A 25,268-nucleotide genomic window follows, 5' to 3' on the forward strand; every position below is an offset into this window, starting at 1 on the left:
ACGCCCACTGGCGGATCGTAGACAGATGCGTGCAGACAGCGGGTCAAGCCGTTTTCCCGATCTACCTGTCCTTGAGCCGGGGTGATGGCGACAGCCCGTCCAGTGACCCGGCTCGGAGCGGACAGTACTTTAACGGAGGTTTCGATGGCAGAGCAGACGATACCCAACTGGCTGGCGAAAAGAACTTTCCTCACACCGGAGCGCATCGCCGTCGAATCGTCCGGTCACGTGTGGACGTACCGGGAGTTGGACGAGCGGGCGCGGACGACGGCGGCGAAGTTTGCCTGTTTTGGCGTACGAGAAGGCGACCGCGTCGCTCTCCTCGTCAAAAACGGCATGCACACCGTGGAAATCATTCACGCCCTTCACTACATCGGTGCAGTGCTCGTTCCGCTGAATGTACGGTTAAGTGCCGGTGAATTAGCCTGGCAAGTGACGGATGCGGACGCCCGGTTGTTCGTCTACGACAGTTCGCAGGAAGAGAAGGCGAAAGCCGTGGCGGAGAAGGTGCCGGGGTGTGAGGCCGTCAGTTGGGGAACACTTGCCTCCACAGCCCCCGGAAGCGGAGACCCCCCGCTTAAACGGGTCATGGCATTGGACGCACTTCATTCGATTATGTACACATCTGGCACGACGGGACGGCCGAAGGGCGTCATGCTCACGTACGGCAACCATTGGTGGAGCGCGGTCAGTTCGGCCCTCAACCTCGGGTTGCACACCGGTGACCGCTGGTTGGCGTGTGTCCCCATGTTTCACATGAGCGGCCTGTCCATTCTCATTCGCAGCGTCATATACGGCATCACCCTCGTCGTACACGAATCGTTCCAACCGGATGTGGTCAACCGGGCCCTTATGAAAGAGAAAGTGACAATTGTTTCCGTCGTCAGCGCCATGTTGGACCGCATGGTCGAACAATTGGGTTCCTCTGCTTATCCGGAAACGTTTCGTTGCATGTTGCTCGGCGGGGGACCGGTTCCCCTCCCGCTGCTCGACAAATGCCTCCGCAAACGCATTCCGGTGTTTCAAACGTACGGATTGACTGAAACGGCTTCCCAAATTGCCACACTGCCGCCGGAGTACATGGCAGACAAATCCGGCTCTGCCGGAAAGCCGCTGTTTCCGTCCGAGCTCCGCATTGTAGCAGATGGAAAGGAGCAGCTGCCCGGTCAGGAGGGGGAAATCGTCGTCAAAGGGCCGACAGTGACACCGGGCTACTGGAAACGGGAACGGGCGACAGCGAACACACTGCGTGACGGGTGGTTGCACACTGGGGATATCGGGTACGTTGACGAAGACGGATTTCTGTACGTGCTGGACCGCCGCAGTGACTTAATCATTTCCGGTGGGGAAAACGTGTACCCGGCCGAAGTCGAATCGCACCTCACGTCTCACCCGGCCGTGAGAGAAGCGGGGGTCACGGGCGTTCCCCACCCGCGGTGGGGACAAGTCCCTGTCGCATTCGTCTCGCTAAAAGACGATCACGCCGTGAGCGAGGAGGCATTGCGCCAGTACTGTCGAGAAAAATTGGCGAAGTACAAAGTGCCGGTTCGCATACACTTTGTCGATAAACTGCCGCGCAACGCGTCCAACAAGTTGCTGAGGCGGGAACTGTTAAAACTTCTGTGAAGATTCCCCGATGTCCGCCGGCGGCACCGGCAACCTCCATACCACCCGCAGAGAAGCCGAGAAAATGGGTTCGTGTGTGCGGGGAACGGATCAGAATGAATTTTGATGAGTCGGAGGGTCGTCATGGTTCAACTTGAAGATATTCAAAAAGCGAAAAAAGCGCTAAAAGGAGTGGCCCGTTGCACGCCACTGGACTATTCCCAGACGTTCAGCCAACTGGCCGGTAACGCCGTCTACTTGAAGTTGGAGAATTTACAAAAGACGGGATCGTTTAAAGTGCGAGGGGCTTACAACAAGATTATGTCTTTGAACGGACGGGAGCGGGCGAAAGGAGTCGTGGCCGCATCTGCGGGCAACCACGCTCAAGGTGTGGCCTTTGCCAGCCAAATGGCGGAGATCGAGAGCACGATCGTCATGCCGGAGGGAGCGCCGCTGGCAAAAGTGCAGGCGACGAAACATTACGGCGCTCACATCGTGCTGTACGGGGAGACGTTCGATGAAGCGATGGACTATGCACACCGTTTACAGCAAAAAACGGGAGCGGCGTTTGTTCATGCGTTCGACGATGAGCACGTCATAACCGGCCAGGGAACGATCGGTTTGGAAATCGTCGAACAACTTCCGGACGTCGAGGTTATTGTCTGTCCCATCGGCGGTGGAGGACTGATTTCAGGAATTGCGAAGGCGGTGAAAGCGGTGAAGCCGTCCGTCCGCATCTACGGAGTAGAGGCAGCCGCCTGTCCGAGCATGGTCGAATCGATACGACACAAGTTGCCGATTAAAGCCGGGTCTCACAGTACGATTGCCGACGGAATCGCCGTGAAACAGCCGGGAGAGAAGACGTTTCAGATGGTGCAAACGTATGTGGATCACATCGTCACGGTGGACGACCTGGAAATTTCGCGCACGATGTTGTATTTGCTGGAGCGGAGCAAACTGCTCGTCGAAGGGTCGGGAGCCGTTTCCTTGGCTGCCCTCATCTACCGGAAGATACCCGTCGAAAAGAAGAAGACTGTCGCTGTCATCAGCGGGGGCAACGTTGACATTCACTTCGTTTCCCGCATCATTGAACGCGGATTGGTAGAAGCAGGACGCTACGTGAAACTGTCGACGACCGTGCCCGATAAGCCGGGGCACCTTAATCAACTGTTGAGCATCATCGCCGAGCAAAAGGCAAATATCGTCTCTGTAGAGCACTACCGCATTAGCCCCAATGTCATTCCCGGCGAAACAGAAATAGAATTGTCCCTGGAGACGAGAGACCGGCATCATATCGATAAAATTGAACAAGCTCTGAAACAGGCCGGGTACCGATTTACGCGAAAAACGTAGAAGAAGACGCTGGAGGAGTCAAACGCATGGCATTGTTAGGAACACTCGTCAACGCGGGAGCTATCGTCGCCGGGGCACTCATTGGTCTATTTTTGTCCAAAATGCGAGAGCAAATAAGCGATACAATCATGCAGGCAATCGGCATCGTCGTCTTAGTCATCGGGCTTTCGATGGCCTTGGAAACGGACAATTTCGTCGCGTTGCTGCTTTCCGTCGTTTTCGGAGGCATCATCGGCAGTTGGTTGAAATTGGAAGAACGGTTGAACAACTTTGGAAAACGAGTGGAACAAAAATTTGAGGGCAAACGTCCGTTTGCCACGAGTTTCGTCTCGGGAACGCTGTTGTATTGTGCCGGTGCCATGGCTATTGTGGGCGCGATCAACAGCGGGTTGCAAGGCGATCATCAAGTTTTGTACACGAAAGCGCTGTTAGACGGTTTTACTGCCGTTATTTTTTCAGCCACACTGGGTATCGGTGTCATATTCGCAGCTGTACCGGTATTTCTCTATCAGGGAAGCATTGCCCTCGCCGCAGAGTGGATCACGTGGTTTATAGCGGAAGATCTGTTAGATCAAATCATTTTGCACGTTACATCAGTTGGAGGTTTACTCATCGTCGGTCTCGGGATCAACTTGCTTCGCGCAGCGACTATACGGGTGGCGGATTTCCTGCCGGCTTTGCCGTTAGCTGTCGTGAGCGCCTTTTTGATGCACGTTTTGTAAACACATGCCGCTCAACCGGTATGTGTGTTTTTTTTTAAGAAAAAATTAAGTTGGCATTCAAGGTCATTTAAGCGGTCTCCTTTATCTTGATGGGCAGAGGTCCATGAGATGAGGAGGATAAACATGACGGTGTTGCGTGCAAAAGAGATAACGAAAGTGTACGAGATGAAAGGGGGAATCTCCCATAAAGCGTTAGACCGGTTTTCCATCGCGGTCGAAGCGGGAGAATTCGTCGGCGTGATGGGGCCGTCTGGAAGTGGCAAGACCACGTTGTTGAACATTTTGGCTACAATCGACACACCTACTTCCGGTCGCCTGGAGATCAACGGTGTCGACCCGTCCCGCTTGAAAAGCAAAGATCTCGCACTGTTCCGCAGGCGCGAACTCGGGTTTATATTTCAAGACTTCAATTTGTTGGACACCCTGTCGATAAAAGAAAACATGATGTTGCCGTTAGTTCTCGAAAACGTCAAAGTAAACGAAGTGGAACGGCGCGTGCACGAAATGGCCGAGCTGTTGGGCATCGGCGACATTCTCGACAAACGAACGTACGAGGTGTCAGGAGGACAACAGCAACGCGCTGCAGCCGCACGGGCTCTGATACACGAACCGGCCATTGTGTTGGCAGATGAGCCGACGGGCAATCTCGATTCGAAGGCGGCGAACGATTTATTGCGGGCTTTAGCCGCTTTAAACGAACATAAGCGGGCGACGATTGTGATGGTGACCCACGACCCTGATGCCGCAAGTTTTTGTGAACGAGTCGCGTTCATCAGGGACGGCCGGCTATTCAGCGAAATGTGCAAAAAATCAAACCGTCAAGCGTTTTTGTCGGAGATACTGGACGCCTTGCCGCGATTGGGAGGGGACGCCGATGACGTTGCGGCAGTTCGCGTTTAAAAACATCCGCGGCAAATGGCATCAATACACTGCCTATTTTGTCAGCAGCGCGTTCACTGTCATGATTTTCTTTATGTACGCCGCTTTCATTTTTCACCCTTACGTCATAGACGGGGACGTTCACCGCGGCGTCCGTTCGCTCATGATCGCGTGTGAATGGATCATTGTCGTGTTCGCGCTCTTCTTTATCCACTACTCCCATTCGACTTTTTTAAAATCGCGCACCCAGGAGTTCGGCCTCTTCATGTTAATGGGGATGACACGGGCTCAACTGATCCGGACCCTTTTTTTCGAAAATACGATCATTTCAATCCTCTCGATTTTGAGCGGTACGGTGCTCGGAGTGCTGTTTTCCCGACTGTTTTTTGTTTTGATCAGTGCTTTGCTTGATTTAGAGGACCCGATTCCGTTTCACGTAGCCCCGGCGGCTCTCGGGGTGACGTGCCTCAGTTTCTTTCTGATAGGTGTACTGATGAGTGCCCTGTCTTTGTGGCGGGTGGGGCGGAGCCAGATCATTGATCTGATGAAAGAGAAAAGACAGCCGAAATCGTTGCCCGTTTTTTCGAAGTGGCTCGTGGTGGTGTCCGTCTTTTGCCTCGTCAGCGGCTACGCCCTGGCGTGGTTTTCCGGTACGGCTATTCTCATCACCATGTTTCCGATTTTGTTCCTCGTCATCGCTGGCACTTATCTTTTGTTCACCCAGAGCAGCGTCGCTTTTTTGCGGAGTATCAGGCGAAATCGGCGCATTTTGTACAAACACACCCATCTGATCACCGTTTCCCAACTGGTGTACAAACTAAAGGACAACGCCCGGGTCATGTTTGTCGTCGCAGTTTTGTCGGCCGTGGTGTTGACGGCATCTGGGACGCTGTACACTTTTTACGACGGAATGACCAGCCAGATCGTGAAGATGACTCCTCATGCCATCAGCTTGACGGCACAGGGTGGGGAGAGGGACGATGGGGTGCATCCGGACACTGTGGAATCCATCCTCGCGGAACACGGCTTGACAGTGAGCCACCAGTATCGCGTGGTCGGCATTGCAGGGGAAATCGCACAAAAGGGCGACCGCGTTCCGGTCGGAGATGCGCCGCTCATCATATCGAACAAAACGTACAACGATCTGGCGCAGCAGGTGCAAGTGGACAGCCTTAAAGTTGAACGGGAGTCGACAGTCATCGTGAACCCGTTTGCCAGGATGGGCGACGCTACGGTTGATTTGTCGGACATTCGGGTAAAAGCTGGGGACGAGGAAGTAACCCTTTCACCCCAAGCGTTGCGAACAGAGGCTGTCCTCAATCAAGGTGCCCACACGGATGCCATTCTCGTAGTGAATGATGCACTGTTTGAACAGTTAGCGGAGCACACTTCCGCCGAGGACTTGATCGTATCGTACGGATACGAGTTGGAAAATTGGGCGCATTCCCTCAAAGCGGTCGAGGAGGTGGAGGCTCTGTTGCCGGAAGAGCGGCAACAGCATCTTACATCACGGGTTCAGCCTTTTGTCGAGGTGAAACAGATTTTTGGCCTGACCATGTTCATCGGTCTCTTCGTGAGCGTGTTGTTCTTTATTGCAGCGGGCAGCATGCTCTATTTTAAGCTGTTTACAGAGTTTCAGGAAGACCGGCAACAGTTTACCGCATTAAAACGCATCGGGATCACTGACGGTGAAATAAAGAAAATAGTGACGACACAAATTGGAATGATCTTCTTCTTGCCGTTTGGAGTCGGAGTAGTTCACGCTGCCTTCGCTTTAAAAACGTTAGGGGACGTGTTGATGGTTCCGGTGTGGCAGTACGCCGCCATCATCACTGGCATCTACTTCGTTCTGCAACTGGCTTATTTTTTGTTGAGCCGTTACGCGTATGTAAAGCGAATGGCCCATCCGACATCACTGCCGTCGTAAATCGCTTGTCCCGTGATGATGTAGAACCATTCGGGAATACTAAAGACATCCGTCTCAAGTCTTAGGCAGGATCATCCTGCAGCCAGTGTCCCCATCCAGTGCGATACAAGTAAGATAAAAATGCGGACAATAGGGGTATGCGTGTGAGGAGTTGTAGTATGATTCAAAGTTTGCTGAACGCGTTGGAAGGATGGGGGATCCCAGGGCTGCTGATCGTCATGGCGATCGAAGGATCTTCCTTTCCGTTTCCGGGAGTTTTTCTCGTCGTGACTTACGGCTACGTGTTGACCCCAACTTTTCCGAAACTCGTCGGTCTCGCCTTTGGCATGAGTTTCGTCTACAGTGTCGCCAGCTACATCCCGTACGGGATTGGGTATCAACTGGAGTCGATAATACCTCAGCGCTTTAAGCGGAAATTGTACAAGGCCCAAGATGCGTTTCGGAAATACGGGCTGTGGAGTGTCGCTTTGACGCGACCGTTCGGAGTGGGCAACTACATTTCGTATGTGGCTGGAATGTGTAAAGTAAGTGCCTGGCAATACGGGTGCCTGACGCTTGTGGGCGTGTTCCCGTGGGCTTGCGCCATGTTGTGGATGGGGAGTGTCTTTAGAGGCAACGTGTACGCTGTCGGACAAATTTTTTACGACTACCAGTGGTATTTGTACGGACTTGCAGCCATGGCGCTCCTGGTCGTCGTATTCGGGAGATATGTGTGGCAGAACCGCTGGAAATCGACACCGCTGTCGAAAAGGGAGGGAAGTGACAAGTGAAGCGCATTTTGTTTCTGCCGTTACTTCAAATGCCTTCTGGTCATCATCAAGTGGCGAACGCACTGATTCGGTCGCTCCACAGGCGAGCACCTGACATCGACTGCCGGAAGGTCGATTTTCTCAGCTATGCCAACGAATGGCTGGAGAAAGTTGTAACCGGTACGTACTTGAAGTGGATCCACCACTTCCCGGTCACATACGATAAAGCATACCGGACCTTTGCTTCTTCTTCTTCGTCGGATGTCGTCCAGCACTTTCAGTGGTACGAGCGGTTCTTCGTCAAAAAGATGCAGCACTTGTTGGAGAAGGAACAGCCCGATCTCATCGTGTGTACCCACGGATTTCCGTCTTCCCTCATCAACCGGCTCAAAATGCGGAAGGTGTTGAGAACGCCTGTCATCAATGTGTACACAGACTTTTTCATCAATTCCATTTGGGGACGCCACGGCATCGATTACCACTTTGTGGCCGATACGGAATTAAAAATTGAATTGATGCGGAGCGGTGTACCCGAGCACAGAATTTATACGACAGGCATCCCCGTTGACGACTGTTTCAAGCGAACAAGACGTTTTCGCAAGCTTCAACCGCCCTTTCGCGTTCTCGTTTCCGGCGGGAGCAACGGTCTTGGCCACATCAAGGAAATCTTGAAGAAATTAAAGCCATCTCGCGACATTCGCTACGACATCCTTTGCGGCAACAACCGGAATCTGTATAATGAAATTGTTTCAATGCGCTCCGAAAACATTCAGCCGCTGCCCTACATTTCCTCGAGGGATGAGATGAATCAGTTGTACGACTCAGTGGATGCGGTCATGACCAAGGCGGGCGGCGTGACGGTTAGCGAAGCGCTGTTCAAAGGATTGCCCGTATTTGTTCACGCATCCCTCCCCGGGCAGGAAACATTTAACCGGGATTACCTTGAGTCGCGGGGACTGATACGCCATTTAAAATACGACGCACCTTTTGATCAACAATTGCTAGAAGTGCTCACGGACGAGGACGAACTCAACGAGTGGAGAAGCCGTATGGAGGCTTATCGCCTCAGGTTGCGAGAAAAGGCGTCTGACGCAGTATTACAGCTGCTGCAGAACTCGAACCGAATGGAGAAACAGAACGTGTAAGAGGTGAAGGGGATTGGGAGAAATCGGATTGGCCCTGGGGGGCGGTTCACTGAGGGGAGCAGCCCATATCGGGGTGCTGAAGGAGATCACCGCTCGGGGGATCGACGTGTCTCACTTGGCTGGGACAAGTGCCGGGGCCATTGTGGCAGGCCTCTACGCTTGCGGGGTCGCCCCTCAGAAAATGGAGGCGATATTTTGCGACTTGTCTTTAAGCAAAATGTGGGATTGGAAATTCGGAAAACAAGGATTGACCGGCAGGCGCATCTACGAGAAGTTATTGCATCTGACGGACGGGAGGCACTTCTCCGATCTCTCCATCCCATTGGCCGTCGTCTGCGTCGATTTAGTGTCGGGGGAATTGGTCGTCGTCCGTTCGGGAGAAATTGCCGAGGCGTTGCGGGCAAGCATTGCGATTCCAGGTGTCCTTGCGCCGGTTGAACGAGACGATCAGCTGCTCGTGGACGGTTACGTCCTCAATAACAACCCGGCTGATATTGTCAAGAAAATGGGAGCTTCGTACGTCGTCGCCGTAGAGGTGAGTCGCTTGCCGGAACAGCGCTCTCGTCACGTTTTTTCCCATTTGTCCCGCTACATAAGCATTGCCAGTCGACACATGACAGCCCAACAATTGCGGGAAAACGCCGATCTCATCATCGATGTCGATTTAAGACATGTCGGCCGTTTTGATTTCAGTGACCTGGCAGTGACGATTGCACTTGGGGAGAAAGAAGCGCAACGGGCGTTGGCGAAGTACCCGCCTGTTCGAAAAACCGTCGACACGGAAACAGATGAGCCGGACCCGGCTCAACTCACACCCCTCAGGCTCCGTCACGCAGAGTGAAGACTGTCAAAAAGCACCTGTCGCTATCAGGTGCTTTTTCATTGTATAAATTACGAGATTGATGTATATTTAATACATTCGGACAACCTTACTGGAACACTGCATCCTTTAGTCAGTGTTTAAAAACAAAACAATTGCAGAACGGGAGGAGGGGGTTGGGTGTATGGAACAAGTGAAAGTACAAGGGGAGAGATGGTTCCCTTCCGAGACGCGATTTTCCGATGAAGCTAAAGCATTGTGGGGGATTGGTACTGCGATTCTGAAATCGGGCGTCTCCGGGCAGTCTTAATGCGGAGGCCGGGCAGAGAAATTGAAGGAGTCACTGTAAACAACTACGAAACTTTCCGGTGGAAAGCCCCGATGGAAGTGGACCGGGCCCGGAAACAACATGATGCGTTGGCCCAAATTTACCGGGATCACGGCGTCGACGTCCACTATGTGGAGAACCAGCGGGTGGACAGGCCGAACGCCTTGTTTATGCGGGATCAAGTGTTGATGACGCCGGAGGGGGCGATCGTGTGTCGCAACGGCATTTCCGCAAGACGCGGTGAAGAACGGTATGCCGCTGAAACACTGGCTAGTCTCGGTGTGCCCATTGTCAAGACGATAAACGGTGACGGGTATTTTGACGGAGCGTGCGCTATGTGGATCGACCGCGAAACCGTGATCATCGGAACGGGGGCCCGGGCGAACAAAGCGGGGGCACTTCAGGTAGAATCTGAACTGAGAAATATGGGGGTTACGGACATCGTCCATTTTGAAATTCCATACGGGCACGCCCATTTGGACGGTTTGATCAACATTGCCGACAAAAAGGTCGCTGTTTTGTTTCCGTGGCAAGTGCCGTACGATGTAGTTAAATTTTTGCTGGAACGAGATTTCACCATCGTAGAAGCGACAAACTTTGAAGAAATCAAAGTGAAAGCGTGTATCAATTTTGTGGCGATAGAGCCCGGAAAAATTGTCATGCCGGCCGGCTGTCCAGAAACGAAACAAAAAGTAGAAGACGCCGGCGTTGAAGTGATTGAAGCACAAGTGGATGAGATTTTAAAAGGGTGGGGCGCGATTCACTGTATGACCGCCTTTTTGAAAAGAGATCCGGTAACGGACAACTGAGAGTGGGAGGAGAAATGGTGATGAAGAAAACATTTGGACTCATCGTCATGGTATCGTTGTTGGTCATGTCAGCGTGCAGCCAGGCGCAAAGTGACGAACAAGGGGCTGCGTCGACGATTGACCAAGTTTTGGACAAAGGGAAGCTCGTTGTCGGGACGGCTCCCGGGTATTACCCGTTTGAAATGAAAGATATGAACGGAGAATTCGTCGGTTACGATATCGATGTCGCCAAAGCGATTGCGGAAGCGTTGGACGTAGAAGTGGAATTTCAACAATTCGGTTTTGACGGACTGATACCGGCTTTGCAAACAGGGGAAATCGATATGATCCTCGCCGGTATGACCATTAGAGGCGACCGCGCCTTGTCCGTCAGTTTTTCCGATCCATACCATACGACGGGCCAAGTCGTCATGCTACCCAAGGACGATACCGACACAAAATCGTGGGAGGACTTGGATCAACCGAACAAAAAAATTGCCGTTTCTTTAGGGACGACCGGGGCACTGCTTGCCAAACAGATCTTCCAGGAAGCAGAAATACTCGACTTTGAAGATTTTCCTTCAGCCGCAATGGCTTTAATCCAAGGGGAAGCGGACGGTGTCGTGTACGACGAACCGGCCATCAGAGTGTATGAAGCGATGCACAGTGACAGCGTGCGCGGCATTTACGATCTCATTTCGTCGGAAGAGTTGGGAATTGCCGTTCGCCACAACGATTTTGAGACGGTTCAATGGCTGAACTCATTCCTCGCGTCATATTTGAACAGTCCGGAACAAATTGCCACTTATGAAAAATGGTTTGAAAGTTCTGATTGGATGGACGAGGTCGAAATCGAAGACTAAAGGGATGATGAGGAGGAAAATGAATGTCCTACCGACCGGACTGGAGTGTTATTCCTCAAAATCTCGATTTGTTTCTTGAGGGATTGCTTCTCACGATTGAAATATCGGCACTAGCTTTACTGTTTAGCATCCCGATCGGTATTTTAGCCGGATTGTGTAGAATTTCCCGGAACAAAATGGTCTCTTTTATTGCAGTGAGTTACGTTGAATTAATGCGAGGGATACCGCTTTTGGTGCTCCTGTTTTGGATCTTTTTCGTCCTGGGGAAGGTTCTGCAGCTGGGTGCTTACTGGTCGGCTGTGCTGGGGTTGGCAATCTTTTCTGGTGCGTTTATTGCCGAGATTGTAAGAGCGGGTATCCAGGCGGTGCCGAAAGGGCAAATGGAGGCGGCGCGTTCCACCGGCATGACTTACGTGCAGGCGATGCGGTACATTATTTTGCCCCAAGCCCTGCGAAAAGTGCTGCCGCCGATGGCCTCGCAGTTTATCATCTTGATTAAAGACTCTTCTTTAGTGTCCGTCATTTCGGTCGTCGATCTAACGCTTGTTGCCAAAAATTTAGTGGCCACATCGTTTCGATCCCTGGAAGTGTGGACGTTTGTCGCCTTGCTGTATTTTGTTGTTACTTTTACGCTATCTCAAATTATTAGGTTTTTTGAAAACAAGTACAAAGTTTACGAATGAGTGATCTAGCAACGCGATGGGATGTTGATGAATATGATCCAAATGAAAAACGTCGAAAAAAGTTTTGGTAAGACGAAGGTTTTGCACAACATTCAACTATCGGTCCCCCGGTCACACGTCTACTCTTTGATCGGTCCGAGCGGTGCTGGTAAGAGCACGTTGATCCGAACGATCAACGCCTTGGAAACCATTCAAGGCGGAGAAATTTTGGTAGACGGCGTTTCAGTACACGACAAAAAGACAGACATCAACAAAGTGCGGACGGACATCGGGTTCGTATTTCAGTCTTTTAATTTGTACCCGCATTTGACCGCTTTGGAAAATGTGACCATCTCGCCCATGAAAGTGAGGAATGTGAGCAAAAAGGAAGCCGAGGAAAAAGGTAAGGAATTACTCGCTTCACTGGGGCTTGCGGACAAAGCCTCCTTCTACCCGTCTGAACTGTCAGGAGGGCAGCAGCAGCGGGTCGCCATTGCCCGGGCGTTGGCGATGGACCCGAAAGTGATGCTTTTCGACGAACCGACGTCAGCTCTGGACCCGGAAATGATCAAAGAAGTGCTGGACGCCATTCGTCGTCTCGCAAAATCGGGGATGACGATGGTGGTTGTCACCCATGAAATGGGCTTTGCCCGGGAGATGTGCGATCAAATCGTGTTTATGGCAGACGGAAGAATCGTCGAAGTGACACCTCCCGAACAATTTTTTACGAATCCTGAAAGTGATCGCGCCAAAGATTTCTTGTCTAAAGTACTGAATCATTAAATGGGCTGATTGGAGGAATTGGCAAAGTGAAAGTCGTCGTTCAAGGTGAACGGTGGTTTCCGTCAGAGACCGTGTTTGCCGACGAGATGAAAGAGTTGTGGGGAGATTGGTATTGCGACTCGGAAGTGGGCCGTTTACGGGCCGTGTTAATGCACAGGCCCGGACGGGAAATCGAAGGGATTACAGACGAAAACTTCTCACAATACCGCTTTCGGGCACCGATCAATGCTGAAAGGGCGAGAAAACAACAGGACGAATTGGCGGACGTGTACCGCTCCCACGGCGTGGCGGTTCACTATGTCCAAAATCAACGTGAAGACCGTCCTAATGCGATGTTTATGCGGGACCTCGTGCTGATGACACCGGAGGGGGCGATCGTGTGCCGTCCGGCTATACCGGCCAGAAGGGGAGAAGAAAAAGCTGTCGCAGAAACGTTGGCCTCCCTCGGTGTACCGATTATTAAAACAATTAACGGTGACGGTTATTTTGAAGGGGCCTGTGCGATGTGGATCGACCGCGAGACGGTGATCATCGGAACCGGCAGCCGCTCCAACGAGAAAGGTGTGCAGCAAGTCGAAGCGGAACTGCGTAACATCGGCGTCACCAACATCATTCGCACCCAAATACCGTACGGGTCTATCCATCTTGACGGCTACATGAATATGGTAGACAAAAAGAAACTCGTCATATTCCCCTGGCACGTCACGTACGACTGCGCCAAGCAATTGTTGGACTTAGGCATTGAACTCATTGAAATGACGAACATTGAAGAACTCAAAAACGGTATGGCGATGAACTTCGTCGCCCTTGAGCCTGGAAAAGTCGTCATGCCCTCTGGAAATCCCGAAACGAAAGCGTTGCTGGAAAACGAAGGCGTCCACGTGATCGAAGTCGAAATGGACGAAATTGTGAACGGCTGGGGCGCGATACACTGCATGACTGCGTTTCTGAGACGCGACCCTGTCAGTCACGCATGACGGCCGTTATGAATGTTCAATTTTCTCAAACGATACTGTAAACTTTGACGGCTGATGCCGAGGGCATCGGCCGTTTTCGTTACATTGCCGTTGTGTGCTTTAAGTGCCTTTTTGATCACATTTTTTTTCTGCAGCTTCCATCTGTTCCTTCAATGTTTTAATATATCACCGGGGCTGCTTCTTGTCGGTGAATCTCCTGTCCGTCAACCTTCTCACCATTCCTCAATGGATAGCACGAATCTTGTTAGAATAAGATGGGGAAGGAGATAATACGATCAGGAGGTATTGAGAATGGTCACACCTTACCGTCATGAACCGTTTACCGACTTTACAGTGGAAGAGAACCGTGCGGCGTTCCAAGCCGCCCTGAAGCAAGTGGAAGCCGAACTGGGCCAACATCACGATCTCCTCGTCGGCGGGGAACGCATCAAAACCGACGAGACCATCGTCTCCATCAACCCCGCGAACAAAGAACAAGTCGTCGGCACCGTCTCCAAAGCGAACCGGGACATCGCCGAAAAAGCGATCAACGCTGCCGACGAAGCGTTTGAACAGTGGCGCAAGTGGGATCCGGAAGCCCGGGCCGGCCTCTTGTTCCGCGCCGCGGCCATCGTCCGCCGCCGGCGGCACGAATTTGCTGCGTACCTCGTCAAAGAAGCGGGCAAACCGTGGAAAGAAGCCGACGCCGATGTAGCCGAAGGGATCGACTTCATGGAGTACTACGGCCGGCAAATGATCGAACTGAAAGACGGCAAACCCGTGAACAGCCGCCCCATCGAACACAACCGCTACTTTTACCAGCCGATGGGGGTGACGGTTACCATCTCGCCGTGGAACTTTGCCTTCGCCATCATGTGCGGCACGACCGTGGCTCCCCTCGTCACCGGGAACACCGTCCTGCTGAAACCGGCGAGCGCCACCCCTGTTGTCGCCGCCAAATTCGTCGAAGTGCTGCAAGAAGCGGGCGTGCCGGACGGCGTCATCAACTACATCCCGGGAAGCGGATCTGAAGTGGGCGACTTCCTCGTCGACCATCCGAAAACGAAACTGATCACCTTCACCGGGTCGCGGGACGTCGGGATACGCATCTGGGAGCGGGCGGCGAAAGTCCACCCGGGGCAGACCCACCTAAAGCGCGTCATCGCCGAAATGGGGGGCAAAGACACCGTCGTCGTCGACCGTGACGCCGACCTCGACCTGGCGGCGAGAGAAATCATCGTCTCCGCCTTCGGCTTCTCCGGACAGAAGTGTTCCGCCGGTTCCCGGGCCGTCGTGCATCAAGACGTGTACGACGACGTGTTGGAGAAAGTCGTGCACCTGACGAACGACCTCACCGTCGGCGATCCGGCCTCCCCGGACACCTACATGGGACCGGTCATCGACCAGGCCGCCTTTGACAAAATCATGGGCTACATCGAGATCGGCAAAACAGAAGGGAAACTGATGGCCGGCGGGACAGGAGACGACACGAAAGGGTACTTCATCCGGCCGACCGTCATCGCCGATGTGGACCCGGAAGCGCGCATCATGCAGGAAGAAATCTTCGGCCCCGTCGTCGCCTTCGGCAAAGCGCGGGACTTCGACCACGCCCTGGAGATCGCCAACAACACCGAATACGGATTGACGGGAGCCCTCATCACGAACAACCGGGCCCACATGGAGCGGGCAAGACACGACTTCCACGTCGGCAACCTGTACTTCAACCGCAACTGCACCGGCGCCATCGTCGGGTACCAGCCGTTCGGCGGGTTCAAAATGTCGGGGACCGATTCCAAGGCGGGCGGACCGGATTACCTGCTCCTGCACATGCAGGCGAAGACCGTTTCGGAGATGTTTTAAACAATCGATACAGTGGAGATAGGAGGAAACGGAATGACAGCCACCAGTGAGATTATCGAAAAAACGTCACAATACGGCGCCAATAACTATTTGCCGCTTCCCATCGTCATTTCTAAGGCAGAAGGGGTTTGGGTGGAAGACCCGGAAGGGAACACCTATATCGATATGTTAAGCGCCTATTCGGCACTCAATCAAGGACACCGTCACCCGAAAATTATCCAGGCCCTCAAAGAACAGGCCGATCGCGTCACACTGACGTCCCGGGCATTTCACAACGACCAACTCGGCCGATTCTACGAGAAAGTGTGTCAACTGACGGGAAAAAACATGGTGCTCCCGATGAATACCGGAGCGGAAGCGGTGGAGACAGCGGTCAAGGCTGCCCGGCGCTGGGCGTATAGAGTGAAAGGTGTGCCGGACGGAAAGGCCGAGATCATCGCCTGTGACGGAAACTTTCACGGCCGGACGATGACGGCAGTGTCACTTTCGTCGGAAGAAGAGTACAAAGACGGTTTCGGTCCGATGCTTCCCGGTATTAAACGTGTTCCTTACGGAGACATAGACGCGTTGAAAAACGCGATAACCGAGAACACGGCCGCTTTTCTCGTTGAACCGATCCAGGGAGAAGCAGGCATCGTCATTCCCCCGGAAGGTTACCTAAAAGAGGCGCTGGACGTGTGCAAACGACACAATGTGCTGTTGATGGCCGATGAGATTCAATCCGGTTTGGGACGGACCGGAAAGCGGTTTGCGTGTGATTGGGAAGGTGTTGTCCCCGACGTGTACATTTTAGGCAAAGCCCTCGGGGAGGCGTGATGCCGATCTCTGCCGTTGCGGCCAATAAAGACATTCTCGGTGTATTCAATCCCGGATCGCACGGTTCGACATTCGGCGGGAACCCCTTGCCAGCGCGGTTGCCATCGCGGCACTGGACGTGCTCGAAGACGAACGGTTAGCGGAGCGCTCGCTGGAGTTAGGGTCGTACTTCAAAGAGAAACTGCAAGCAATTGACAACCCCACCATTAAGGAAGTGAGGGGAAGGGGACTGTTTATCGGGGTCGAACTTTACGAACCGGCCCGCCCGTACTGCGAGAAACTGAAAGAAGAAGGGCTGTTGTGCAAAGAAACACACGAAAACGTCATTCGCTTTGCCCCTCCCCTCATTATTTCCAGGAACGATCTCGACTGGGCAATTGAGCGCATCTATCGGGTGTTGTTGAAATAAGGTCGTCACGTCGTATTTTGAAACTTAACGGGTATGACCATCGGTCATGCCTGTTTTTTGTGCCGGCAAGTGCTCACTTCGTTTTTGTAGTGTCCTTCATCATGGAACCGCTCGTACGGTTATAATAGACGGGATGATGTTTCATAACGTTTTATGCACATTGAATTGACATAAATTTAGACTAAGTATAATATCAATTAAGGGGAAATCCTCATGCGTTCCAAAGTTCACCTTACAACTCAGAGAAAAGCTGTATACGAAGTGATTCGGGAGTCGAACGATCATCCGACAGCGGCTACCATTATCGAGCGTCTCCGCGATCGGGGACACAACTTCGCCTATGGAACGATCTACAACTCCCTTCGCTATTTGACGGACGTTGGACTGATCCGAGAACTAAGAGTCGGCGATGCCGCCAGCCGCTATGACGCGAATGTGGAAGAACACCATCACATTATGTGTCACGTGTGCGGAAAAATAGACGAAGTGAATGTCACCTTGCCGGAAGAATGGCTCGACGCCGTGGCCAAAGAAACGAACTACGTGGTGGACGCTCCCTTAACTTCGCATCAGGTTGTGTTGAAAGGAGTGTGTTCGAGCTGCCGTAACAGTGCGCGTGCCTGGTTTGTCTAAAAATTAAAAAAATGGGAGAGATTTTATGGCTGACAGGAAAAAGTTGACGACGGCAACGGGAAATCCGGTGTCGGACAATCAAAATTCAATGACGGCGGGATCCCGGGGTCCGACGCTGTTGCAAGACATTCACCTGATCGAGAAACTGGCCCACTTTGATCGCGAACGCATTCCGGAGCGCGTCGTCCATGCCAAAGGAGCCGGTGCTTTCGGTTATTTTGAAGTGACCCATGACGTGACGAAGTGGACAAAAGCGAAATTCCTCTCAGAAGTCGGTAAACGCACGCCAATGCTTGCGCGCTTTTCCACGGTTGCCGGTGAAAAGGGCTCTGCCGACACGGAGCGGGACCCGCGCGGCTTTGCCCTCAAATTTTACACGGAAGATGGCAACTACGATTTAGTTGGCAACAACACACCTGTTTTCTTCATTCGCGATGCGATTAAATTTCCTGACTTTATCCATACGCAGAAACGGAATCCGGCCACTAACTTGAAAGATCCAAACGCGGCGTGGGACTTCTGGTCGCTGTCACCGGAATCACTGCACCAAGTGACGATTTTGTTCTCGGACCGCGGCATCCCGAAGTCGTATCGCCACATGAACGGGTACGGCAGTCACACCTTTAAGTGGACAAATGCCGATGGCGAGTCGGTGTGGATTAAATACCACTTTAAGACTGACCAAGGCATTCAAAACTTGACGCAAGAAGAAGCGACGCGCTTGGCAGGTGAAGACCCGGATTACGCTACGCGGGATCTGTATGAAGCGGTAGCACGAGGCGACTACCCGTCCTGGACGATGTACGTGCAAATCATGCCGCTGGAAGAGGCGAAGACGTACCGCTTTGATCCGTTCGATGTGACGAAAGTGTGGCCACATAAAGACTACCCGTTAATTCCTGTCGGCAAAATGGTCTTGAACCGCAACCCGGAAAACTATTTTGTCGACATTGAGCAAGCGGCGTTCTCTCCGGCCAAAATCGTTCCCGGTATCGGGTTCTCACCGGATAAAATGTTACAGGGGCGACTGTTCTCATACTCGGATACGCATCGATACCGGTTGGGCACCAATTACGAACTGCTCCCGCCCAACAGAGCGCGTAACGAAGTGAACAACTACCAGCGCGACGGCGCGATGCGCTTTGACGAAAACGGCGGCGGCTCAGTCAACTATGAACCGAACAGTTACAACGGGCCGGTTGAATCACCTGAAGACAAGCAAGATCCTTTTGAAGTTTCAGGAATGGCGGACAGTGTCTCGTACGATCGCGACGACCACTACACCCAACCCGGGAACTTGTACCGCCTGATGAGTGAGGAAGAACGGGCCCGTTTGGTGGAAAACATCGTCAATCACATGCGCCCGGTGAAAGAAGACATTAAATTGCGGCAGATTGAACACTTCCGCAAGGCCGATCCCGAATACGGTGCGCGCGTGGCGGAAGGCCTCGGGTTGACGGCCGCTATCGAAAAGTAAGAAAAAATCCGGCAATTGGCGAACCCCTCTTCAGAGGGGTTCGTTTAGATTTTTGCAGTCAAAAGTGGTAAATTGTTGATAAGGGCTCCGTGCCACAAACACTGTTTTCCCGCAGCGTACAAGCTGACATATGGGGATGCCATCTACTGGCGGCATCTGCAGCGGAAATAATGAGTGTGCCACCCATTTTTTGAAAATTTAGTGTCAGGGAAAAGGAGTGAGCATCTTGGCGACAATCGAAGATTGGAACAAGCTCGACATTCGCGTCGGTGAAGTGTTGGACGTGAAAGACTTTCCGGAGGCGCGAAAGCCGGCATACCGCCTTTGGATCGACTTCGGCGAGGCACTAGGGGTCAAACAGTCGAGCGCCCAAATTACGGAACTGTATGACAAAGAAGATTTGCAAGGCCGACAGGTGATTGCGGTCGTGAATTTTCCACCGCTTCGCATCGCGGGATTCAAATCAGAAGTGTTGGTGCTCGGGGTTTACGCCAAAGAGGGAGTCGTCTTGCTCCAACCGGACCGGAACGTGCGCAAAGGGGACAAAATTGGATAAAACGGTGCGGTCAGCTGATTACGATGTCCGTTACAGTTTTCGAAGCTTAACCCCTTGAATGAAATGGTTCGGACCCTTTTCTAAAATGAGGTGAGCGCGCCATTTAGTCGGTAGTATGTTACGCCTCAAATTCCGTCCGTTTATTTCACGCCAAATGCCCATCGCTGTTTCCTCTGCTTCCTCTTCTGACAAATCGGCATAGCGGTGAAAATAGGAAGCAGGGTTGCTGAACGCTGTCCGCTGTAACACTTTGAACCTTTCCACATACCAGCGGGCGATGTCTTCCTCCTTGGCGTCCACATAAATAGAAAAATCGAAAAAGTCCGATACGAAAAGCTGTGGGATGTAGCGGCCGTTTCGTTGTTCGGATTCTCCCGTTTGCAGTACGTTCAGCCCTTCGACGATGACGATGTCCGGCTGGCGGATGACTTGAACTTCATTGGGCAGAATGTCATACGCCAGGTGGGAGTAAACGGGAGCGGTCACTTCTGGCTGGCCCGACTTCACGTCGTACAAAAATTGCAGCAGGCGTCGAATGTCGTAACTTTCTGGAAACCCTTTGCGCTTCATTAAACCGCGTTCTTCCAAAATCCGGTTCGGGTATAAAAACCCGTCTGTCGTGACGAGGTCGACTTTAGGGTGGTTGGGCCAGCGAGACAACAACGTTTGCAGAATGCGGGCGGTCGTGCTTTTGCCGACCGCTACACTTCCGGCAATACCAATGATGTAAGGGACTTTCTCGTTAGGGTGCCCTAAAAAAGTTTTCGTCGCCCTGTACGCATCTTGGCTGCTGGCAACGTATAGATTGAGTAGCCTGGAGAGGGGCAAGTAGATTTCCGATACTTCTTCTAGTGAAATTTTCTCGTTAATTCCTCGCAATTTGACCAGTTCTTCCTCTGTTAGCGGGAGAGGCGTCGAATTGCGCAGTTGGCGCCACTCTTCCCGCGTAAAAGACAAGTATGGGGACAGGTGTTCACTGTGTGCCATCTCCGGGTCTCCTGTGTGTGAAATGGAGTCAATACTTTTCTTATTTTGACAAAAATCTCTTCTCTTTTCAATAAAAAATGACCCTGTACATGAAGGGGGTTGGACGAACAAAGGAGAGTGGATTATCATTATACCTGACGTGTCAGTATAGAGGGAGTGGACCGTGTGGAAGACCTTGAGATAAAAAAGAAAATCACAATCATGGTGGCCGTTATGGCTTCAGTGTTGTTCGTCGCCTTGAATCAGACGATTGTCGGAACGGCGTTGCCGATGATCGTCGCAGACATAGGCGGCATTCACTATTTTAACTGGGTGTTTACGGCGTTTATGCTGGCTTCCAGTGTGACGGCAATACTCGTGGGGAAACTGTCTGACATCTATGGGAGAAAGCCGTTTATACTGGCTGGTCTCGCTATCTTTACCATCGGCTCTCTTTTGAACGGGACGTCGGACACTATCTTCCAGTTAATCGCGTACCGCACCGTTCAAGGGTTTGGGGGTGGCATGATTATGTCCACGGCCTTTACGGCAGTGGGGGATTTGTTTCCGCCCCGGGAGCGCGGACGCTGGCAAGGGCTGATGGGGGCTTCTTTTGGCATTGCCAGCGTGTTCGGCCCGACGATGGGCGGTTACATTGTCGACCATTTCCAATGGCACTGGGTGTTTTGGATTTTTCTCCCTTTCGGAGTCGTCGCCTTTTTCCTCATTTGGCGCTTGTTTCCTCAGACGGCTCAAAGCGGAAAAGAACCGATCGATTTTGCGGGAGCGGTCTTAATCGCCGGCACGATCATTCCACTGCTGTTGGCTTTCTCTTGGGCGGGTACCGACTATGCGTGGACGTCGCCTCAAATTGTCGGTTTGTTTGCCATTTCTGCCATGATGCTCGTGTTCTTTATATGGGTTGAAGGTAGAGCCACTAGCCCGATATTGCCTCTCCACTTGTTTCGAAACAGTGTGTTTACGATTTCCAACGCTGTCGGGTTTATGATGGGATTGGGGATGTTTGGCACGATTATGTACATGCCTTTCTTCATCCAAGGCGTGATGGGTGTTTCCGCCACCCAAACCGGCTTTATCATGATGGCGATGACGCTGAGCAACGTGACGGGAAGTGCCATCAGCGGGCACATCATGACGGCGACGGGAAGATACAAACGTCTGGCGCTGGCCGGCCTACTGGTCATGTTCGGCGGGCTCGGAGCTGCTGCCTGCTTGCACGTCGATGTGGCCACGTGGATGGTCGTCGTGAACATGGTAGTTTTCGGGTTTGGGTTGGGAACGTGCTTCCCGATTTTCACGCTGACGGTACAAAACGCGGTTCAACACCGCTTGCTCGGAGTCGCCACGTCTTCGGCACAGTTGTTTCGTCAGATGGGGGGGACGGTAGGTGTCGCGATTTTAGGGACGATCATGAACGGACTGATGGGGCAAAAATTGCACGAAATAACTCGCTTAACGGAACAACTCCCGGAGAGGGTAGAGGATCAAATCGGTGAATTGACGAACCCTCAAGTGTTGATGGACCACGAGCGACTAGCCCGAATCCAGCAGAGCATACCGGAACAGACTCAAGGTGTTTTTACCCAGTTGATCGGTGAGTTGCGTGATGCCCTCGGTTACGCGTTGAACGGTGCGTTTCTTGCGGCGGCGTGCGTCTTGTTCGTGGCGTTTATCTTGACCTTATTTTTAAAAGAGTTGGAACTGAAAACGACGAATAAGTGAGAGCGCTCGCTATGTCGCGGCAAGCTCTCCATTCACTTCGCCTTCTGATTGATTGGGGAAAATTGTATTTTATTATATGTTGCGAAAAATGTGTTATTATAGAATTGTAACCGGATACAAACTAAAAGAGGGAGGAAATGAACTGTGAGTCCTTGGATGACAGCGTTGGGAGCGCTTATTTTATTTTTCATGGGCTACCGTTTTTATTCGAAGTTTTTGGCAGAGAAGATTTACCAACTGGATCCGAACTTTCGCACGCCAGCCTACGAGTTTCGGGACGGGGTGGACTATTTGCCGACGAACAAATTCGTCTTGTGGGGACACCATTTCAGTTCCGTCGCCGGAGCCGCCCCCATTACCGGACCGGCCATCGCCATGATCTGGGGGTGGGGACCGGCTTTACTGTGGGTGGTCCTCGGCACAATCTTTTTTGCCGGCATGCACGACTTCGGCACACTGTGGGCATCAGTACGCAACAAAGGGCGGTCGATCGGCGTTATTACGAACGCTGTCATCGGTACGCGGGCAAAGGGGCTATTTCTGCTCATCATTTTCTTTTTGCTTCTTCTGGTGAACGCTGTCTTTGCCGTCGTCATTGCCGGCCTGTTTACGTCGTACCCGGAAAGCGTATTGCCGTACTGGCTGCAAATACCGGTTGCCGTGACGATCGGATTTCTGGTGTACAAGAGAGGGATAGGGTTATTCTGGCCTTCTATCATCGGACTGCTCTTGTTATTCACCTTTATTTTTATCGGAACTGGGCTCCCCTTGGCTCTGCCGGAGACGATCGCCGGCTTGCCTTCGTCAGCGTGGTGGGTGATCGTCATGCTCCTGTACGGAGCCATTGCCTCTCGGCTCCCGGTTTGGACCTTGTTGCAACCGCGCGACTACATCAATTCCCACTTGCTGTTTCTAGGGCTGATCGTCATTTACATCGGGTTGTTTGTAGGGCGGCCGGACTTTGTCGCGCCGGTCTTTAACACAAACGTACCCGAAGACACACCGCCTTTATTGCCTCTGTTGTTCGTTACCATTGCCTGTGGCGCCATTTCCGGCTTCCACGGGCTGGTCAGTTCCGGCACATCGTCCAAGCAGCTGGACAGGGAAACGGACGCGAGGTTTGTCGGGTATTTCGGAGCGATCGGTGAAGGGATGCTGGCCGTCGCTTCCGTCATGGCGACAGCTGCCGGCTTTGCCACGTTTGAAGCGTGGAGCGAACATTACGCCACGTGGGCTTCTGCCAGCGGCGGCGGAACGCCGGCGTTCGTATTAGGCGCCGGCAATTTGATTAGCAACCTCGGCATTCCCGCGGTCATCGGAACGACGTTTATTTCCATCATGGTCGTCGCGTTTGCGGCGACGACGCTGGATACGTCAATGCGCTTGCAGCGCTTTATTTTGTCGGAGATCGGGGAGCAGTACAACGTTCCGTTTTTGAAAAACATGAACTTTTCCACCGTTCTCGTGTTTCTCACGTGCGTCGCGTTAGCGTTTCTGGCGGACCCGTCCAATCCAGGGTCAGGCGGGATGGTGCTATGGCCCCTGTTCGGAACGACGAACCAGTTGACGGCAGGATTGTCGTTAATCGTGTTGGCTTTATTGCTGTGGCGCATGGGGCGACCTGTCGTTTACGTCGTCATCCCCCTTGTGTTTGTGGTCACGATGACGACGGCGAGCATGGTCTACAACATTATGAGTTACGTCCAGCAAGGAAACATTTTGTTAGTCGTCGTCGGCACGTTGGTTTTGGCGTTAAACGTCTGGCTCATATTGGAAGGAATGTTAGCGGCAAGGCGTGAAAGCAACCGACCGGACATTCCTTCCGGCCCACCCCACACCAGATAAAGGGTAGGCACTTTACACCTCCATCGTGATGAGAAAAAAGCAGGCATTGGGCTCAAAAGGAGCGTCAATTCGCGGAAAGGAGACGGCTACTTTGGACAGAGGACAGGGACAACGCTTTTGGCAGAAATTCAAACAGTTTTACGAGGAAATGTACTTCGTTCCGTACCGGCAGACGATGAAGCGGGACATTCAACAGGAGGAAGACGTCTTCAAGTTAATGGCACTGTCAGAAATGCTCGGCATCCCCAATCCCGTCTCATTTTACACGCTGGAATTGATGCCGTTTGTGCTCGAAGACTTTCACGAGTGGCACAAGCGGATGGGGATGGAAAAATCGCCATTGGACGGATTTCGATGCTGTTAGCCGGTCTGTTTCGCAAAAAGTTTGCCGCCGACGCGCATTCAACTGCGGACCAAACGAGGAGGGCCGTGCGTCTCGCGTTCTTCGGGGGAAAGGGTGGGGTGGGGAAAACGACGTGTTCGGCCGCCTTTGCGTTGGCATTGGCAGAAAAAGGTTACCGGACTCTTCTCGTCTCTACCGACCCCGCCCATTCCACCGGTGATCTACTGGAGGTGACAGGGGGAGAACAACCGGTGAACGTGAAGGAAAACTTGTGGCTGAAAGAAATCGACGCGGAGGCTGCATCCGATCGGTATATACGGGAGGTGAAGCAACAGTTACAAGGTCTTACCGCACCAGGGTTGTGGAAAGAAGTGGAGCGGCAAATGGATTTTGCCGCTGCTTCCCCCGGCGCAGAGGAAGCGGCCCAGTTCGACGAAATGGTGGGAACTATTTTAGAGGCAGACGGGTCTTACGACCACCTCGTATTCGATACGGCCCCTACGGGGCACACGTTGCGCTTGATGTCGTTGCCGGAACTGATGGGCGTGTGGATCGAGGGCATGATTGCCCGCCGAAAAAAAACGCAAGACCTGAACCGGATGTTGAGCAATATAGCCGGCACAGATGTGGAACCGGAAGATCGAGTGTATGAAATACTGCAGAGGAGAAAAAACCGCTTTGCCGCCGTGCGCGAAGCGCTACACAACCCGGACGTGACGTCCTTTTACTTCGTACTCAATCCGGAGCGTCTGTCCATCGTAGAGACGGAGAAAGCCATGAATCTCCTGCACAAGTACGGAGTACCAGTGAAGGGAATCGTCGTAAACCGGGTGCTGCCGAAGGAGGCGGACGGAGTGTTCATCGCTAAGCGGCGGGAACAGGAGCGAGCGTATGTCAAAAACATCGCGGAGCGTTTTCAAGGTATTTCTAAAATATACATTCCGATGAAACCGACGGACATTCGGGGATTGGACAGTTTAAGGGCGATTTCTGAACTACTCTGGGAAGGCATGTTCAACAAACGTTAAAGCCAATCCAAT

The 25,268-nt window shown here is 52.5% G+C and carries 24 protein-coding genes and 1 pseudogene; 23 read left to right on the forward strand and 2 right to left on the reverse strand.

The genetic code is table 11. The annotated features are described in order from the left end of the window. The first annotated feature begins 144 nt into the window (after positions 1-144). From B0W44_RS12840 to B0W44_RS12900, 14 genes are all read left to right on the forward strand, one after another. A complete protein-coding gene (locus B0W44_RS12840) occupies positions 145-1,626 on the forward strand; it encodes an o-succinylbenzoate--CoA ligase (RefSeq protein WP_077721390.1) in 1,482 nt (493 codons plus the stop codon). Between the two features lie 123 nt (positions 1,627-1,749). Then, the gene (ilvA, locus tag B0W44_RS12845; RefSeq protein ID WP_077720381.1) at positions 1,750-2,958 is read left to right on the forward strand and encodes a threonine ammonia-lyase; all 1,209 of its coding nucleotides are present in this window, start codon (positions 1,750-1,752) and stop codon (positions 2,956-2,958) included. Positions 2,959-2,984: 26 nt separating this feature from the next. Then, a complete protein-coding gene (locus B0W44_RS12850) occupies positions 2,985-3,680 on the forward strand; it encodes a DUF554 domain-containing protein (protein ID WP_077720382.1) in 696 nt (231 codons plus the stop codon). 123 nt (positions 3,681-3,803) lie between these two features. Next, positions 3,804-4,580 carry an ABC transporter ATP-binding protein gene (locus B0W44_RS12855; RefSeq protein WP_077720383.1) on the forward strand — a complete coding sequence of 259 codons (777 nt, stop codon included), beginning with the start codon at positions 3,804-3,806 and terminating at the stop codon, positions 4,578-4,580. After that, on the forward strand, positions 4,555-6,486 hold the full coding sequence (locus B0W44_RS12860; protein WP_077720384.1) for an ABC transporter permease: 1,932 nt from the start codon (positions 4,555-4,557) through the stop codon (positions 6,484-6,486). The genes B0W44_RS12855 and B0W44_RS12860 overlap by 26 nt, the downstream gene beginning before the upstream one ends. A gap of 158 nt (positions 6,487-6,644) precedes the next feature. Beyond that, on the forward strand, positions 6,645-7,256 hold the full coding sequence (locus B0W44_RS12865) for a DedA family protein (RefSeq protein ID WP_169835566.1): 612 nt from the start codon (positions 6,645-6,647) through the stop codon (positions 7,254-7,256). Next, entirely contained in the window at positions 7,253-8,380 is a 1,128-nt protein-coding gene (locus B0W44_RS12870; RefSeq protein WP_077720386.1) for an MGDG synthase family glycosyltransferase, read from the forward strand. Before B0W44_RS12865 ends, B0W44_RS12870 begins: the two co-directional genes overlap by 4 nt. A 13-nt stretch (positions 8,381-8,393) precedes the next feature. Next, on the forward strand, positions 8,394-9,221 hold the full coding sequence (locus tag B0W44_RS12875; RefSeq protein ID WP_077720387.1) for a patatin-like phospholipase family protein: 828 nt from the start codon (positions 8,394-8,396) through the stop codon (positions 9,219-9,221). 163 nt (positions 9,222-9,384) lie between these two features. After that, positions 9,385-9,510 (forward strand): hypothetical protein, encoded by a 126-nt coding sequence (locus B0W44_RS18930; RefSeq protein ID WP_257788049.1) that lies wholly within the window; start codon positions 9,385-9,387, stop codon positions 9,508-9,510. A 71-nt stretch (positions 9,511-9,581) separates the two neighbouring features. Further along, the gene (locus tag B0W44_RS12880) at positions 9,582-10,337 is read left to right on the forward strand and encodes a dimethylarginine dimethylaminohydrolase family protein (RefSeq protein ID WP_228441123.1); all 756 of its coding nucleotides are present in this window, start codon (positions 9,582-9,584) and stop codon (positions 10,335-10,337) included. Positions 10,338-10,357: 20 nt separating this feature from the next. Beyond that, positions 10,358-11,179, forward strand: a complete 822-nt coding sequence (locus B0W44_RS12885; RefSeq protein WP_077720388.1) for a transporter substrate-binding domain-containing protein — start codon at positions 10,358-10,360, stop codon at positions 11,177-11,179. A 23-nt stretch (positions 11,180-11,202) separates the two neighbouring features. Continuing rightward, positions 11,203-11,862: an amino acid ABC transporter permease gene (locus B0W44_RS12890; RefSeq protein WP_077720389.1), complete on the forward strand. Its 660-nt coding sequence runs from the start codon at positions 11,203-11,205 to the stop codon at positions 11,860-11,862. Positions 11,863-11,895: 33 nt separating this feature from the next. Further along, entirely contained in the window at positions 11,896-12,624 is a 729-nt protein-coding gene (locus B0W44_RS12895) for an amino acid ABC transporter ATP-binding protein (RefSeq protein ID WP_077720390.1), read from the forward strand. Between the two features lie 26 nt (positions 12,625-12,650). Continuing rightward, positions 12,651-13,601: a dimethylarginine dimethylaminohydrolase family protein gene (locus tag B0W44_RS12900; RefSeq protein ID WP_228441126.1), complete on the forward strand. Its 951-nt coding sequence runs from the start codon at positions 12,651-12,653 to the stop codon at positions 13,599-13,601. Here B0W44_RS12900 and B0W44_RS12905 read toward each other — a convergent pair. Further along, positions 13,592-13,720: a helix-turn-helix domain-containing protein gene (locus B0W44_RS12905; protein WP_228441129.1), complete on the reverse strand. Its 129-nt coding sequence runs from the start codon at positions 13,718-13,720 to the stop codon at positions 13,592-13,594. The genes B0W44_RS12900 and B0W44_RS12905 overlap by 10 nt on opposite strands. 172 nt (positions 13,721-13,892) lie before the next feature. On the opposite strand from B0W44_RS12905, the gene pruA reads away from it, so the two are divergent. From pruA to B0W44_RS12930, 5 genes and pseudogenes are all read left to right on the forward strand, one after another. Then, positions 13,893-15,440, forward strand: coding sequence for an L-glutamate gamma-semialdehyde dehydrogenase (gene pruA / locus B0W44_RS12910; protein WP_077720392.1), 1,548 nt, complete (start codon positions 13,893-13,895; stop codon positions 15,438-15,440). Between the two features lie 33 nt (positions 15,441-15,473). After that, positions 15,474-16,665: pseudogene (locus B0W44_RS12915) on the forward strand (ornithine--oxo-acid transaminase). 213 nt (positions 16,666-16,878) lie between these two features. After that, complete coding sequence (locus tag B0W44_RS12920) at positions 16,879-17,298, forward strand: Fur family transcriptional regulator (protein ID WP_077720393.1); 420 nt, start codon at positions 16,879-16,881, stop codon at positions 17,296-17,298. 25 nt (positions 17,299-17,323) lie between these two features. Further along, entirely contained in the window at positions 17,324-18,775 is a 1,452-nt protein-coding gene (locus B0W44_RS12925; RefSeq protein ID WP_077720394.1) for a catalase, read from the forward strand. Between the two features lie 226 nt (positions 18,776-19,001). Continuing rightward, the gene (locus tag B0W44_RS12930; RefSeq protein ID WP_077720395.1) at positions 19,002-19,331 is read left to right on the forward strand and encodes a tRNA-binding protein; all 330 of its coding nucleotides are present in this window, start codon (positions 19,002-19,004) and stop codon (positions 19,329-19,331) included. 30 nt (positions 19,332-19,361) lie between these two features. Here B0W44_RS12930 and coaA read toward each other — a convergent pair whose 3' ends face one another. After that, a complete protein-coding gene (gene coaA, locus B0W44_RS12935) occupies positions 19,362-20,318 on the reverse strand; it encodes a type I pantothenate kinase (protein WP_077720396.1) in 957 nt (318 codons plus the stop codon). A 165-nt stretch (positions 20,319-20,483) separates the two neighbouring features. On the opposite strand from coaA, the gene B0W44_RS12940 reads away from it, so the two are divergent. The 4 genes from B0W44_RS12940 to B0W44_RS12955 all read left to right on the forward strand — a co-directional run bounded on the left by B0W44_RS12940 (position 20,484) and on the right by B0W44_RS12955 (position 25,256). Continuing rightward, positions 20,484-22,040 carry an MDR family MFS transporter gene (locus B0W44_RS12940; RefSeq protein ID WP_077720397.1) on the forward strand — a complete coding sequence of 519 codons (1,557 nt, stop codon included), beginning with the start codon at positions 20,484-20,486 and terminating at the stop codon, positions 22,038-22,040. Positions 22,041-22,184: 144 nt separating this feature from the next. After that, a complete protein-coding gene (locus B0W44_RS12945) occupies positions 22,185-23,885 on the forward strand; it encodes a carbon starvation CstA family protein (RefSeq protein WP_228441132.1) in 1,701 nt (566 codons plus the stop codon). Positions 23,886-23,913: 28 nt separating this feature from the next. Next, positions 23,914-24,249 carry a cory-CC-star protein gene (locus B0W44_RS19100; protein WP_335582669.1) on the forward strand — a complete coding sequence of 112 codons (336 nt, stop codon included), beginning with the start codon at positions 23,914-23,916 and terminating at the stop codon, positions 24,247-24,249. After that, positions 24,192-25,256, forward strand: a complete 1,065-nt coding sequence (locus B0W44_RS12955; RefSeq protein WP_228441135.1) for an ArsA family ATPase — start codon at positions 24,192-24,194, stop codon at positions 25,254-25,256. The genes B0W44_RS19100 and B0W44_RS12955 overlap by 58 nt, the downstream gene beginning before the upstream one ends. Positions 25,257-25,268: the final 12 nt, after the last annotated feature.

This window comes from Novibacillus thermophilus, assembly GCF_002005165.1.
Taxonomy (GTDB): Bacteria; Bacillota; Bacilli; order Thermoactinomycetales; family Novibacillaceae; genus Novibacillus; species Novibacillus thermophilus.

Excerpts from the sequence above, each read along its gene's own strand:
- B0W44_RS12840 (WP_077721390.1), top strand. The coding sequence starts at position 145 with ATGGCAGAGCAGACGATACCCAACTGGCTGGCGAAAAGAACTTTCCTC.
- ilvA (WP_077720381.1), top strand. The coding sequence starts at position 1,750 with ATGGTTCAACTTGAAGATATTCAAAAAGCGAAAAAAGCGCTAAAAGGA.
- B0W44_RS12850 (WP_077720382.1), top strand. The coding sequence starts at position 2,985 with ATGGCATTGTTAGGAACACTCGTCAACGCGGGAGCTATCGTCGCCGGG.
- B0W44_RS12855 (WP_077720383.1), top strand. The coding sequence starts at position 3,804 with ATGACGGTGTTGCGTGCAAAAGAGATAACGAAAGTGTACGAGATGAAA.
- B0W44_RS12860 (WP_077720384.1), top strand. The coding sequence starts at position 4,555 with ATGACGTTGCGGCAGTTCGCGTTTAAAAACATCCGCGGCAAATGGCAT.
- B0W44_RS12865 (WP_169835566.1), top strand. The coding sequence starts at position 6,645 with ATGATTCAAAGTTTGCTGAACGCGTTGGAAGGATGGGGGATCCCAGGG.
- B0W44_RS18930 (WP_257788049.1), top strand. The coding sequence starts at position 9,385 with ATGGAACAAGTGAAAGTACAAGGGGAGAGATGGTTCCCTTCCGAGACG.
- B0W44_RS12880 (WP_228441123.1), top strand. The coding sequence starts at position 9,582 with ATGGAAGTGGACCGGGCCCGGAAACAACATGATGCGTTGGCCCAAATT.
- B0W44_RS12885 (WP_077720388.1), top strand. The coding sequence starts at position 10,358 with ATGAAGAAAACATTTGGACTCATCGTCATGGTATCGTTGTTGGTCATG.
- B0W44_RS12890 (WP_077720389.1), top strand. The coding sequence starts at position 11,203 with ATGTCCTACCGACCGGACTGGAGTGTTATTCCTCAAAATCTCGATTTG.
- B0W44_RS12895 (WP_077720390.1), top strand. The coding sequence starts at position 11,896 with ATGATCCAAATGAAAAACGTCGAAAAAAGTTTTGGTAAGACGAAGGTT.
- pruA (WP_077720392.1), top strand. The coding sequence starts at position 13,893 with ATGGTCACACCTTACCGTCATGAACCGTTTACCGACTTTACAGTGGAA.
- B0W44_RS12920 (WP_077720393.1), top strand. The coding sequence starts at position 16,879 with ATGCGTTCCAAAGTTCACCTTACAACTCAGAGAAAAGCTGTATACGAA.
- B0W44_RS12925 (WP_077720394.1), top strand. The coding sequence starts at position 17,324 with ATGGCTGACAGGAAAAAGTTGACGACGGCAACGGGAAATCCGGTGTCG.
- coaA (WP_077720396.1), bottom strand. The coding sequence starts at position 20,318 with ATGGCACACAGTGAACACCTGTCCCCATACTTGTCTTTTACGCGGGAA.
- B0W44_RS19100 (WP_335582669.1), top strand. The coding sequence starts at position 23,914 with ATGAGAAAAAAGCAGGCATTGGGCTCAAAAGGAGCGTCAATTCGCGGA.